The organism is Nocardia sp. PLKS1-43, assembly GCF_059510335.1.
In genome coordinates, this window is record NZ_JCAJZQ010000006.1 from 338,271 (window position 1) to 351,508 (window position 13,238).

At 68.3% G+C, this 13,238-nt stretch carries 11 protein-coding genes and 1 pseudogene; 5 read left to right on the forward strand and 7 right to left on the reverse strand.

Going from position 1 to position 13,238, the window contains the following annotated elements; genetic code table 11:
• Positions 1–166: 166 nt before the first annotated feature.
• Complete coding sequence (gene gad / locus AC5WS7_RS23390; protein ID WP_495956689.1) at positions 167–1,579, forward strand: glutamate decarboxylase; 1,413 nt, start codon at positions 167–169, stop codon at positions 1,577–1,579.
• A gap of 9 nt (positions 1,580–1,588) precedes the next feature.
• On the opposite strand, the gene AC5WS7_RS23395 is transcribed toward gad, so the two are convergent.
• Entirely contained in the window at positions 1,589–2,296 is a 708-nt protein-coding gene (locus AC5WS7_RS23395; protein ID WP_495956690.1) for a DUF2334 domain-containing protein, read from the reverse strand.
• A 220-nt stretch (positions 2,297–2,516) separates the two neighbouring features.
• Here AC5WS7_RS23395 and AC5WS7_RS23400 point away from each other — a divergent pair, with 220 nt between their 5' ends.
• Positions 2,517–2,810: a hypothetical protein gene (locus tag AC5WS7_RS23400; RefSeq protein WP_495956691.1), complete on the forward strand. Its 294-nt coding sequence runs from the start codon at positions 2,517–2,519 to the stop codon at positions 2,808–2,810.
• A gap of 80 nt (positions 2,811–2,890) precedes the next feature.
• The gene (locus tag AC5WS7_RS23405; protein ID WP_495956692.1) at positions 2,891–3,181 is read left to right on the forward strand and encodes a hypothetical protein; all 291 of its coding nucleotides are present in this window, start codon (positions 2,891–2,893) and stop codon (positions 3,179–3,181) included.
• A 24-nt stretch (positions 3,182–3,205) separates the two neighbouring features.
• On the opposite strand, the gene AC5WS7_RS23410 is transcribed toward AC5WS7_RS23405, so the two are convergent.
• The gene (locus AC5WS7_RS23410) at positions 3,206–5,392 is read right to left on the reverse strand and encodes a S9 family peptidase (RefSeq protein ID WP_495956693.1); all 2,187 of its coding nucleotides are present in this window, start codon (positions 5,390–5,392) and stop codon (positions 3,206–3,208) included.
• A gap of 1,033 nt (positions 5,393–6,425) precedes the next feature.
• Here AC5WS7_RS23410 and AC5WS7_RS23415 point away from each other — a divergent pair.
• Positions 6,426–6,638 (forward strand): DUF397 domain-containing protein, encoded by a 213-nt coding sequence (locus tag AC5WS7_RS23415; RefSeq protein WP_495956694.1) that lies wholly within the window; start codon positions 6,426–6,428, stop codon positions 6,636–6,638.
• A 14-nt stretch (positions 6,639–6,652) separates the two neighbouring features.
• Here AC5WS7_RS23415 and AC5WS7_RS23420 read toward each other — a convergent pair whose 3' ends face one another.
• The 5 genes and pseudogenes from AC5WS7_RS23420 to AC5WS7_RS23440 all read right to left on the reverse strand — a co-directional run bounded on the left by AC5WS7_RS23420 (position 6,653) and on the right by AC5WS7_RS23440 (position 11,909).
• Complete coding sequence (locus AC5WS7_RS23420; RefSeq protein WP_495956695.1) at positions 6,653–7,609, reverse strand: alpha/beta hydrolase; 957 nt, start codon at positions 7,607–7,609, stop codon at positions 6,653–6,655.
• A gap of 130 nt (positions 7,610–7,739) precedes the next feature.
• Positions 7,740–8,174 (reverse strand): HIT family protein, encoded by a 435-nt coding sequence (locus tag AC5WS7_RS23425; protein WP_495956696.1) that lies wholly within the window; start codon positions 8,172–8,174, stop codon positions 7,740–7,742.
• Between the two features lie 202 nt (positions 8,175–8,376).
• Positions 8,377–9,798 (reverse strand): adenylosuccinate lyase, encoded by a 1,422-nt coding sequence (gene purB, locus AC5WS7_RS23430; RefSeq protein ID WP_495956697.1) that lies wholly within the window; start codon positions 9,796–9,798, stop codon positions 8,377–8,379.
• Between the two features lie 159 nt (positions 9,799–9,957).
• Positions 9,958–10,554, reverse strand: a pseudogene (locus AC5WS7_RS23435) (TetR/AcrR family transcriptional regulator); the annotation flags it as partial.
• Between the two features lie 185 nt (positions 10,555–10,739).
• Positions 10,740–11,909 carry a pyridoxal phosphate-dependent aminotransferase gene (locus tag AC5WS7_RS23440; protein WP_495956698.1) on the reverse strand — a complete coding sequence of 390 codons (1,170 nt, stop codon included), beginning with the start codon at positions 11,907–11,909 and terminating at the stop codon, positions 10,740–10,742.
• Positions 11,910–12,200: 291 nt separating this feature from the next.
• Between AC5WS7_RS23440 and AC5WS7_RS23445 the strand changes: the two genes are divergently transcribed.
• Positions 12,201–13,181, forward strand: a complete 981-nt coding sequence (locus AC5WS7_RS23445) for a M23 family metallopeptidase (RefSeq protein ID WP_495956699.1) — start codon at positions 12,201–12,203, stop codon at positions 13,179–13,181.
• Positions 13,182–13,238 lie beyond the last annotated feature (57 nt).

Sequence of the window (13,238 nt, forward strand, 5' to 3'; positions counted from 1 at the left end):
GCACGACAGCCGCACTTCGCCCGGACCGCGAGGTTGTCGTCACGTGACGAGCATTGCCCAGCCGACCCGCCGACCGGGATTCGCCCCTGCGCCGCGGGCGGCTCGCACTGTGAGATGCTGGCGACCGTCCGCGAATTCGTCACGTTGCGATGACCAGGAGATGACGATGCCCGAATCACCCGATTCCGAGGATCTGTTCGCGACATCCCCGTTCCGAGACGGTGCGCCCAAGTCGCAATTCCCACAGTCGGAGATCCTTCCACAGGCCGCCTATCAGCTCGTGCACGACGAACTGATGCTCGACGGCGTCTCCCGAATGAATCTGGCGACCTTCTGCACCACCTGGGTCGAGGACCAGGAGCGACGGCTGATGGACGAGTCGCTGGACAAGAACATCGTCGACAAGGACGAATATCCGCAGACCGCCGAACTGGAGTCGCGGTGCACGCGGATGCTCGCGCACCTGTGGCACTCCCCCGACCCGGACGGCACCCGCGGCACCTCGACGACCGGTTCCAGCGAGGCCGCGATGCTCGGCGGACTGGCCGCGAAGTTCCGCTGGCGGGCGCGCGGTGGCCGCGGCATCCCGAATTTCGTCTGCGGACCGGTCCAGGTGTGCTGGGAGAAGTTCGCGCGCTATTTCGATGTGGAGATCCGGCAGGTTCCGCTGCGCGGGGACCGGCTGACCCTGCATCCGGACGATATCGCCGCCCACTGCGACGAGAACACCATCATGGTGGTACCGACCTTCGGCCAGACCTTCACCGGCCTGTTCGAGGACGTCGCGGGCATCAGCCGGGCGCTGGACGAGTTGCAGGAACGCACCGGCCTCGACATCCCGATCCACGTGGACGCGGCCAGCGGCGGGTTCATGGCGCCGTTCACCGCACCCGATCTGGTGTGGGATTTCCGGCTGCCGCGGGTCAAGTCGATCAACGCCTCCGGGCACAAGACGGGCTTGGCGCCGCTCGGCGTGGGCTGGGCGATCTGGCGCGAGGCCGCGGACCTGCCGGACGAACTGGTCTTCAACGTCGACTACCTCGGCGGCAATATGGCCACGTTCAACCTCAACTTCTCCCGCCCCGGCGGTCAGGTCATCACCTCGTACTACGGCTTCATCCGGCTCGGCCGCGACGGGTACACCCGGGTGCAGTCCACGGCCTACGCGGTAGCCCAGCATGTGGCCGAGGGGGTGCGCAAACTCGGGCCGTTCGAACTCATCCACGACGGCGATCCGCTGCGCGGTATCGCGGCGGTGTCGTGGCGGCTGGCCGGCGAGCAGAGCTTCAACCTCTACGACCTGTCCGACCGGCTGCGCACCCGCGGCTGGCTGGTCGCCGCCTATCCGCTGCCCGCCGACCGCCAGGACGAGACGATCATGCGCGTTCTGGTCCGGCACGGCTTCAGCCACGATATGGCCGACCTGCTGCTGGCGGATATGGACCGCGCCCTGGCGCAACTGGACAAGCACCCGCCCAGCAGCTCGCTGACTCGGGAGGAGTCCGGCGGGTTCACCCACAACGCGACGGCCGAGGTGTCCAGCGGTGAACTGCGGCGTCGGCAGGCCGCGACGCGGTAGCGAACCGGATCAGGCGGCGCGGGCAGCGCCCGTGGCGTACGGCTCCCAGCGGTACACCTCGGGCCGGGCGTTGTGGAACAACGCCAGATCGACCGCGTCGATCACGGCCTGGTGCGGGCCGGGACGGCCGAGTTGAGTGGCCGAGACCGCGAGTCGCAGCACGCCGCCGCGGCGCGCGGTGCGGGCCGCGCTCATCACCAGCGCGTGGCACCACCAGGGTTCGGCGCGGAAGCCCTCGCCCATTCCGTGCACCCAAGACCGTTGTGCCACATCGCGTTCCAGATCGTGCACGGTCGTCAGGCTCAGCGCGAGGCGGAAGCCGACGTCCGGCAGTGCGGCCATCGCACCCTCGGACGCGTTCCAGCGCGGCGCGGCGAAGAGCCGGGTGCGCAGGCCCACCTGCTCCATCACGCGATCGGCGGCCATCAACCGCAACCGCGCCTCGTGCCGGGGCAGCGTGGCGAATTCCGCGCGGCGGCGCTTGGTGGCGGCCTGGTCGTACCCGTGCAGCACGATCGCGTCACCTCCCTCGCGACGCTCTCGCAGCCACTCCTGGGTGCGGGCGTCGTCGGTGAGCCGGTACTTGCCCTTCAGCCGCGGGGCGACCAGCAGGGACAGCGGAATTCCGCGCTTGTCCATCTCCGCGGCGAAATCCTGTGCCTGCGCGCGGGTGGTATCCCGGATGCCGGACACCGAGACGATCAATTGTGCACGCATATCCGCGCCCCTCTGCCGATGTCGCTGATAGCCCTACGATGCGCGCGGGAGGTGTCCGCACCGTGCAGTCCCGGTGACGCGCCGACGAATTCGCGCTACCGAATCGGACCATCATCGGATGACCGGCGCGCGGACCGATTCGGGCGAATACCGTCCGGTCACGTGACATACCGTCCGGTCTTCGCGGCTGCCCGCCGCCGCCTGGCTTAGGATCGACCGGGTGAAAGCAGCCTTACTGACCGCCCTGGCAGTTCCGTTGTTCATCGCCATACCTGTTGTGGCACAAGCAGATCCGCCGCCGCACATCTTCACTCCGCAGCAGGAGTGCGAGGCGACCAAGGCGGTGGTCGACATGGAGCGCAAGCAGAACCCGCACGCGACTCCGCAGCAGATCACCGACGGCTATATGACGTTCCTCGATCAGAAGGGAGCGTTCAAGAATCTCCCGGCGAGTGCCCGCGAGCGGCAGCGCCAGTACATCCTGGACCACATCACCAGCTGCCATCTGGCCTAGTCGGCGGAGGTGACGGAGCGCACATTCTTTGATGACAACCGATCCACACCAGCTCCGTCACCTCAATAGGCTCCGCCCCTGTGAAAGCCGCAGCACTCACCGCACTGACAGCCACCCTTTTGTTCTTCGCCCCCGCGTTCGCGCAGGCCGCGCCCCCGCTCCCGAACCTGAACCCGTCGCAGGACCAGATGTGCGACAGCACCCAGCAGATCGTGAACACGGTGCGCGCACAGCATCCGAACGCCACCCCTGATCAGATCGCCGACAGCTACGACCAGATGATGGCCGCCAAGGTGCCCGGCTACCAGCTCGTCCAGGGGCAGCAGCACCAGCAGTTGCTACAGCTGATCCACGCCTGCGGAATCCGCTGAGCCCGTCGGCTCGGCGCCGCTACCTCAGCGGTCGCCGAGGCCGAGCGTGTCCAGTACCCAGGCGTATTCGAACGCCACTTCCTTCCACTTCTCGTACTTTCCGCTGACGCCGCCGTGACCGGCACTCATCTCGGTTTTCAGCATCAACCGCGAGTGGCCGGTCGCGGTGGCCCGCAGCCTGGCGATCCACTTCGCCGGTTCGACATACAGCACGCGGGTGTCGTTCAGGCCGGTGGTGGCCAGAATCGCCGGATAGTCCACCGCCCGGACGTTCTCGTACGGCGAGTACGACTTCATGTACTCGTACACCGCCGGATCCTCCAGCGGATTGCCCCACTCGTCCCATTCGGTCACGGTCAGCGGCAGGGACGGATCCAGGATCGAGGTCAGCGGGTCCACGAACGGCACGGCAGCCAGAATGCCTGCGAACAGCTCGGGCGCGAGATTGGCGGCCGCGCCGACCAGCAGGCCACCCGCACTGCCGCCGTCGGCGACCAGGCGATCCGGCGCGGTGACGCCGGCATCGATCAGATGCCTTGCGCAGGAGACGAAATCGGTGAAGGTGTTCTTCTTGCGCAGCGTCTTGCCGTGCTCGTACCACAGCCGGCCCATCTCACCGCCGCCGCGCACGTGCGCGACCGCGAACACCATGCCGCGATCCAGCAGTGACAGCCGCGCCACCGAGAAACCGGGGTCCATGCTGGCCTCGTAGGAGCCGTACCCGTAGAGCAGCAACGGTTTCGGCCCGTCCGCCGGAAGATCCTTGCGGCGCACCAGCGAGATCGGAATCCGGGTGCCGTCCTCGGCGACCGCCCAATCACGGTGCTGCTCATAGTCGTTCGGGTCGTAGCCGCCCAGTACCGCCTGCTCCTTGCGCAACAGCAGCTCGCCGGTCGCGGGCAGGTAGTCGAAAACCCGCACGGGCGTGATGTACGAGGTCACGCCGAGCCGCAGCGTCGGCTGCGCCCACTCCGGATTGCCCAGCACGCCCGCGGAGAACAGTTCGAGCCCGAACTCCAGCTCGCGAAGTTCGCCGTAACCGTCGGAGGTCAACGGCCACACCGCGACTCGCGGCAGCGCGCCGCGGCGATAGGACAGCGCCAGATGGTCGGCGAAACAGTCCACGCCGTCCAGCCGCACATCCTCGCGGTGATCGATCAGAATGGTCATGGCGGCCGGATCGTCCACCGGCGCCTCGGCGAGGACGAAATTCTCCGCCTTGACCGTTCCGCCGCCGGGCGCGGGCACCTCGCCGTTGTGCAGGATCAGGAATCGGTCCCGCCCGCCGATGACCGCGTGCTCGGCCACGTACTCCACGCCCTCCCGGCGCGGCAGCAGCACCCGGAACTCGCCCTCGGGATCGTCGGATTCCAGGATCCGGATCTCGGTGGTGATCTTCGAATGCACCCCGATCATCAGGTACTTCTCCGAACGGGTGGTGTCCATGCCCACCGAGAAACGCTCGTCCGGCTCGTGGAATACCCGCACGTCCTGCTCGTTCGGCGTGCCCAGCCGATGCCGCCAGACGGTGTCCGAGCGCCAGGCCTCGTCGTAGGTTTGATAGAACACGTGCGTGCCGTCCAGCGACCAGGTCGCGTCGGGTACGGTGCCCGCGATCTCGTCGGCCAGGTCGACGCCGGTGCGCAGATCCTTGAACCGCAGCACATATCGCTCGTCGCCGACGGTGTCCACCGAATAGGCCAGCAGAGTGCCGTCGTGGCTGATCGAGTACGCGCCGACGGCGAAATACTCGTGCCCCTCGGCCAGTACATTGCTGTCCAGCAGCACCTGCTCGCCGGGGACCTCGGTGTCGACGTCGAGCGTGGGCGGGGTCCAGTCGTCCGCCGAGCCGATCGGGCATCGGCAGTGCGCGCCGTACTGTTTGCCCTCGAAGCTGCGCGAGTAATACCAGAAATCGCCCATCCGGACCGGGACCGACAGATCGGTCTCCTGGGTGCGCGATTTGATCTCGCCGAAGATCTTCTCCCGCAATGGCTGCAACTGCGCCGTGCAGGCCTCGGTGTAGGCGTTCTCGGCCTCGAGGTAGGCGATGACCTCCGGATCCTCCTTGTCGCGCAGCCACTCGTACTCGTCGACGACGACGTCGCCGTGGTGCACGCGCTGCGCCGGAACCCGCTTCGCGATCGGCGGCGTCACCACGGACGGATCGGCGGCGTTGCGGATCGGGCCGGTACCAGTGTCGAGAGCCATACGCTCCACCGTAGTGTGCCGGTCCGACAGGGCTGGTCGGACCCGCTGCGGCCGGCCGCCGCCGCATCCGGAAGCGGTGCGCCGGCGACGGAACCACCCTGCGCTAGGACAACCCCTGGGCGCGCGGCGTCGGTCCCGGGAGGCGCGGCCCGACAACGCCGCGGGTCGCGCGGCGGGACTCCATCAGAAAGTACAGGGCTGCCTTCCGACGCAGGCACTGGTCGGCGGGGCAGGTGTTGTGGATACGCAAGATGTTGTGAGCCTGCTCGACGGTAAGGTGCCGGGGCACTACCGCGCAACTGTCGAAGACGGGTGCCATGCGGTGCTCCATCCATTGTCGTGCCGTGCTGTGCAGCGGCGCGGGCGCCGGTCCTCACCGAGGGCCGGTGGACGCTGTATTCCCGCCACAAAGTTCGGGGTTTCCGCTCAGCTTGCCGGATAAACCAAACGAGCCGGACAACACAGGAGAAATGCCCGTTGTCCACCGAATGCCGTCGTAAACGACCCAAAATTCCGTCCTGATACCAGTTCGACCGTCCGGTTTGCCGCGAATCCGGCGCGAATCGCAGCCGTCCCGCCACGCGCCGCGCAGCGCGCCGATCACCTTGCGGACACCACCGACTACCACCTGGATGATCAGCTAAACCTGCCGTCACCTGCTCCAATCGCGGCCTTCGGATGCCGGCCGCCGGTTCACCGGATTCGGGCCCGGCCGCCGCCGGCGCGGCCGGACCGAGCGACGTGCGCCTCCGGGCGCACGCGGGCGTACCGGTATTCCGGAAGGTACGGGTCCACATCGGAATAACGCCAATCCGATGTAGTTCAAACCAACACGACCGGATATTCGCATCGGAATTACGCTTTTGTCTCAGGTGTTGAACATCACTATTTTCCTGCGGTTCATATCGGTTCGTTTCACGATGCGTCGCGCCGCCGCTAGTGTCTAGGAGATCCGGCCCGACCGGCCGGACACCGCGAAAACGATTAGCAGCGGTCACCTTTCACCGCGTCACGAACCAGCACAGGAGCATCCGTGGAAGCGAAGAACCGTGAGATCAACCCCGACGCCGTCTGGCACCGCAGCAGCGAGACCGGGGGCGTGGAGGTGGCGTTCCTGGCCACCGGCAACGTCGGCCTGCGCGATGCCAAGAATCCCGATGGTCCGGTGCTGATCTTCACCCCCGGCGAGTGGCGGGCCTTCGTGGCCGGCGCCAAGGACGGGGAATTCAACCGGCCCGGAGCCTGAAGTCGCCGCGCCGTTCACACGCCCAGCGCCCGCGACACCGCGGGCCAGGAGCTGTGCAGATCGTCCTTCCAGTAGGCCCAGGAATGCGTGCCCACCGGACTCTGGACGATATTCGCCGGAATGTTCAACGCGCGCAAGCGTTGTGCGAACGAGGTGACGCAGGTGTCCACGGCGGCCTCGATCGGCACGCCGGTCAGGATGTTCTCCGCCAGTTCGGGTTTCAGCTCGCTCTCGTGCGGTCCGGGCACACCCGAACCAGCGGACAGGTAGATGGTCTTGCCGCGCAATCGATTCGCGAGCAGCGCCGGATCGTGCGCACCCCAGTCCGGGCTGCCGGGCGCGCCCCACATATTGCCCGGGTCACCGCCGCGATTGGCGATGGAGAACATGATCGGCCCCTGCGCCATCCCCATGTCCGGGCACGCACTGTAGCCGACGACCGCGCGGTACAGCGCCGGATTGCGCACGGCCAGTACGAAAGCCGCCATTCCGCCCATCGACAGTCCGCCGATCCCGTTGACGCCGTTACCCGCGAACGTGTCGTCGATGATCGGCGGCAGCTCCCGGGTCAGAAAGGTCTCCCACTGATAGCGGCCCAGATAGGGGTCGTCGCGTTGCCAGTTCGTGTAGTAGCCGGCCTCGCCGCCCATCGGCAGCACCACGTTGACGCTCTTGTCGGCGAAGAACGGTTCGGCGTCGGTGGCATTGGTCCAGGTGCTCTGGTCCCGGCCCGGATCCAGGCCGTCGAGCAGATAGTACGAGGGGCGGGAGCGTGATCCGGCCGGATGCAGCACCTGTACCTGCATGACCTGGCCCATCGCCGGCGAGTCGATGAACAGCGCGGACCTGGTCGGTCCCAGCCGCGTGAGCCCCACCACCCGCGCCGCGGTGGCATGCGGCTGTCCGATCAGCGTCGCCGAAACTCCGACAACCATGGCCAGCACCACGACAGCTATCGAACCGCGCCGCATATCCCCACCTCCATCGGCCCAATGAACCAGAACATCCACGATAACCTCGCAGAACACGCCCAGGGGTGGTTTGACCGTGCGGCTTCCCACGAGCAATCGGTCCGAGCGGATCACCCAGCCGAACGGGGACCTAATCGGATGCCGAACGCCGCATCGCGCCGCGAATGGATCCGGCCAGATAGTCCAGATCGGCTCGCGGCGGCGTGCGTGGCCGCCCGCGCAGCCCGAACCCGTCGCCGGGAGTGCGCGGAATGACGTGCAGATGCACGTGGAAGACCTCCTGTCCGGCGGTGACCCCGTCGGCGAGAAAGAAATTCACCCCGTCGCAGTTCACCTCGCTGGCCCGCAGCGCCGCCGCAAGGCGCTGCCCCACCTGGAACAGCTTGCCGCCGATCTCGGGATCCAACTCGGCCAGGGACCGCGCGGGCACCTTCGGCACCACCAGCAGATGCCCGGGCGTCATCGGGCGAATATCCATGAACGCCAGCACATCCGGGTCCTCGTGCACCACGGACGCGGGAGCGCGCCCGGCGATGATGTCGGCGAAGATCGTGTAGGGATCCATCATCCGTTTATAGGGCATCCGGGACCGGTGCGGCGACCGGCTCGCAACCTCGGCCACGGCCCCGGCTCGGCGTACGGGACAGCCGCACCGGGACCGCGCACCCATCAGCGGCTGCGATGCCGCGGGCGGGAACGACCTCGATCGCTCGCGACCGGCGCCGAGGCCGGACCGCACCGATCTCGCTGCGCGCGAAGGGATTCGGCTACAGAATCGGCGCGGGAACGTAGTGCGCGGCTTCCGGATTCGCCTCGACCAGCTTCTCGACCTGCGCGATGACGTCGGCGACCTGGGCCTGGGCCGCGCCGACGAAAGCCGAGCGGTCGGCCAGGGCAGCATCGAGGGCGGCACGGTCCAGCGGCATGCGATCGTCGGCGGCCAGCCGGTCCAGCAGATCGGGTTCGCGCCCCTGTTCACGCATGGCCAGCGCCACCGCGACGGCGTGTTCCTTGATCACCTCGTGCGCGCTCTCGCGGCCGACCCCGGCGCGCACGGCGGCCATCAGGATGCGGGTGGTGGCCAGGAACGGCAGGTAGCGGTTCAGCTCACGATCGATCACCGCGGGATACGCGCCGAATTCCGCGAGCACGGTCAGGAAGGTCTCCATCATGCCGTCGACGGCGAAGAACGCGTCCGGCAGCGCGACGCGGCGCACCACCGAACAGAACACATCCCCCTCGTTCCATTGCGCCCCAGCCAGTTCCGCGGCCATGGAGGCGTAGCCGCGCAGCACCACCTGCAGGCCGTTGACGCGCTCGCAGGACCGGGTGTTCATCTTGTGCGGCATCGCCGAGGAGCCCACCTGGCCCGGTGCGAACCCCTCGGTGACCAGTTCGTGCCCGGCCATCAGCCGCACGGTGTGCGCGAAAGACGAAGGGCCCGAGCCGATCTGGACCAGCGCGGAGAGCACGTCGTGATCCAGCGAGCGCGGATACACCTGCCCGACGCTGGTGAGCACCGTCGCGAAACCCAGGTGCCGCGCGACCTTCTGTTCCAGTTGCGCGAGTTTGCCCGCGTCGCCGCCGAGCAGGTCGAGCATGTCCTGCGCGGTGCCCATCGGACCTTTGATGCCGCGCAACGGATATCGGTCGATCAGCTCCCGCACGCGGGTCAGCGCGATCAGCACTTCGTCTGCGGCGGAAGCGAATCGCTTACCGAGTGTGGTGGCCTGCGCGGCCACGTTGTGCGAACGGCCGGCCATCACCAGCGTCTGATACTCCGCGGCCCGCTCGGCAAGCCGGGCCGCCACGGCGACACCGTGCGCGTGCACGTGCTCGAGCGACAGGCGGATCTGCAACTGCTCGACGTTCTCGGTGAGGTCGCGGCTGGTCATGCCCTTGTGGATGTGCTCGTGCCCGGCGAGGGCGTTGAACTCCTCGATTCGCGCCTTCACGTCGTGCCGGGTGACCCGCTCACGTTCGGCGATCGAAGCCAGGTCGACCTGCTCGAGCACCCGCTCGTAGTCGGTGAGCACCCCGTCGGGCAGCTCGATGCCCAGCTCGGACTGCGCCCGCAACACCTCGAGCCACAGGCGGCGCTCCAGCACGACCTTGTGCTCGGGCGACCACAGCCGCACCAGTTGCGGGCCGGCATAGCGGGTGGCGAGGACGTTCGGAACGATGGTCACGGACGTCCAGTCTAATGTTCGCCGTCAGTCCAGCTGTCGGTGCCTGTCCAGTTGCTGGGGCTCGGTCCGATGCTGCGGGACCTGGTGTTGCGGAACCTGATGCGGCCCGATCGTGTGCGCTGCCATCGGATGCGGCGCGATCGGGTGCTGCGGCGCGGGCGGGGCGATCACATCGATCAGCTCGAGCAGGGCGCTGCGGGCCGTGCGCCGCGGCTGCGGATCCAGTTCGGTCAGCGCCGCGACGACCGCGCCGTCCACCATGGCGACCAGCCGTCGCAGCTGTTCGGCGCGCACCACCCGATCGGATCGGCGCAGCGCCTCGGCGAGCAGCTCCTCGAGCTGCGCGCGTAGTCGTAGCTGCACCTCGCGCAGTTCCGGATGCCGTGCCGAGGCCACCGAACGCTCGTAGCGGGCGATCAACCGGCCCCGAGCCGATTCGTCGGACACCTCCGCGCCGACCAGCAGGTCCAGGATCAGGTCGACCGTCGCGTCGGTGCCGCGGCGGCGGTGCGGAATATCGCCGACCCGCCGGCGCATCGTCTCGAGTTCCGCGTTGCCGCTGAACTCGACCGCGCGGGCGATCAGATCCTCGAGCGACTCGAAGTAGTAGGTCGTCGAGGCCAGGGGAAGTTCCGCACGGGTGGCCACCGAGCGGTGGCGCACTGCGTCGAATCCTCCCTCGAGTAGCAACTCGGCGGCAGCCGCGACCAACGCTTGGCGACGCCTTTCACCTTTCGGGGTCGTCGCGGTGATCACCGTGTCATCGTGCCAGTCATCATCGGTTCATCCGTGCCAAATCGGTGCGATCTGTGAGAATCCAGTTCGAGTGGGCGAACGTGCAGGTGTTGAAAATACAACCATGGCTTTTCTACACCGTTCGCGGGCGTCGCGGTGGATGTCTGAGGAAAGTCTTTGCGCCACAATCCGCTTCGGGCGCCTGGTCAAACGCCCAGGAAGCGGCCCATCCGCACCAGCGCCTCCTCGATATCCGCGGTGGCCCCGGCGAAGGACAGCCGGACCGTATGACTGCCGTCGCGGGTATCGAAGTCGGTGCCCGGCGCGAGGGCCACTCCGGTGCTCGCGAGCAGGTCCGCGCACCAGCGCGTGGCGTCGTCGGTGAGGTGCGCGATATCGGCGTAGGCGTAGAACGCGCCGTCGGCCGGGGCCAGTTCGGTGATACCCAACCGGGGCAGCCCGTCCAGCAGGAGTTCGCGGTTGCGCGCGTAGCGGCGGACGTGGCCGTCCAGTTCGCGTCGCGATTCGGCGTCGAAGGCGTGCGCCGCGGCGAACTGCGAGACCGCGGGCGGGCACACGGTCATATTCGAGGCCAGGCGCTGGAGGGCGGGGCGCAGGCCCGCCGGGACCAGCATCCAGCCCAGCCGCCAGCCGGTCATGGAGAAGTACTTCGAGACCGAGCCGATGACCACCGATTCGCGGGAGGTCTCCCAGGCCGATGACGTCGCGGTGGTGTCCGGGCCCGTCTCGTAGACGATCCCGTGGTAGATCTCGTCGGAGATCAGCAGCGTCCCGTGCGCATCGCACCAGCGCGCCAACGCCGCCAGCTCGGCCGGGGCGATCATGGTTCCGGTCGGATTGGCCGGACTCGCGACGATCAGCCCGGCGGGCGGTTCGGGCAGCGCCTCGAGCATCTCGACCGTCGGCTGGAACCGGGTCCGTGCACCACAGTCCAGTTCCACCACGCGGCATCCCAAGGCCGACAACGTGTTCCGATACGCCGGATAACCCGGCCGGGCCACCACGACGGTGTCGCCCACATCGAAGGCGGCCAGGAAGATCAGCGTGAACGCGCCGGAGGATCCGGTGGTGACCACCACGTCCTCGGCGTCGACCTCGATGCCGTAGCCGTCGCGGTGGTAGGCGGCGATGGCCGCGCGCAGCTCGGGGGTGCCGAAAGTCTCGGTGTAGCCGAGCAGTTCGGCGTCCAGGGCATTCCTGGTCGCCCGCAGGACCGGCGCGGGCGCCGGGGTGGACGGCTGCCCGGCGGCCAGTACCAGGACGTCACCGTGGGTGCGGGCGCGTTCGGCGGCCGCCTTCCACACATCCATGACGTAGAAGGCGGGAATGGTCGACCGACGGGATTCACTGCGCACCCGACGACGGTAGAACACGCTCCGAGAACTGCGGACGAGTACCGCCCGCCAGACCAGGACGGGACTGGACGCCCGATGCGGTGAACCAGGGGTCGCGGGCCGGCTGCCCGCGGTTTTCCGATCGACATCGCACCGGTGCCCGGCGATGCACACCTGATCCGGCATGCCACCCGTTCGAGCCGACACCGCCGGGGTCGGTTGGCCGGCCCACCCGCTCGCGCGCCGAGTAGCGGACCACGCCGGACGATCACGCGTGCTGTCGGGGCGGCACGGCCCTGTTATCGTCGGCGAATGCCCGACGAGGCACGCCACGCGACGATTTCCGGGGGCACCCAGACGGTGATCCGCCCCGACTGGCGTACCGACCTGCATCGGGAACGTCCCTCGCGAATCGAGCGGATTCGCCGCGGTTTCACCCGTTTCCGGAGTGCGATCCGGCGGATCGTCCGGATGATCGCGGGCCTCGACTGGCGAGGGTTCGTGCGCCGGGACTGGCCCGGCGAGGTGCGCGGCGCGTGGTGGCGGGGACGCGAGTTCGCCCGCGCACATCGGGTGCTGGTCGGTGGCATCGTGATCGTCGGATTGCTGGCCGCCGGCGACGCCATCGCACCGCGCACGGTCGACTCCACGCCCGCTCCTGGTGTGGCCCAACGTATTCCGGTGCCCTACCCGCTACAGGTGCAGGCCGAGCCCGCCACCAGCGCCCGCGATCTGGCGGCCATCGACAACGGTGAGCGTCTGCGCGAACAGGACGTGGTGGCCGCGGCCGCGCGCGCGACCCTGGACCGGGCCCGGGCCGAGGCCGCCGCCGCGGCGGCCGGGCAACCCTCGCCCCTGCTCATCGGCCCGAGCACCGCCCTGCCCGGCGGACTCGAGCCGAGTATCGGCGGGTACGCGTTGCCCGCCCGCGGCGTGTTCAGCTCCGGATACGGATCACGCTGGGGCACTTTCCATTACGGCATCGATATCGCCGCGCCGATCGGCTCGCCCATCTACGCGGTCGCCGACGGCACCGTCATCGACGCCGGCCCCGCCCAGGGCTTCGGCCTGTGGGTGCGCATCCGGCACGACGACGGGACCATCTCCGTCTACGGCCACATGTACGACTTCTCGGTCTCGGTCGGCGAACGCGTCCGCGCTGGTCAGCAGATCGCCCGCATCGGCAACCGCGGCGATTCCACCGGGCCCCACCTGCACTTCGAGATCCTGATCAACGGCCAGCACGTCGACCCACAGCCCTGGCTCGCCCTGCACGGCATCCAAGTGGGATAGACGACACGTTCCCGGCGCTCACCGACGGTCGAGCACGTCACCGGGCATCGTGGCCGG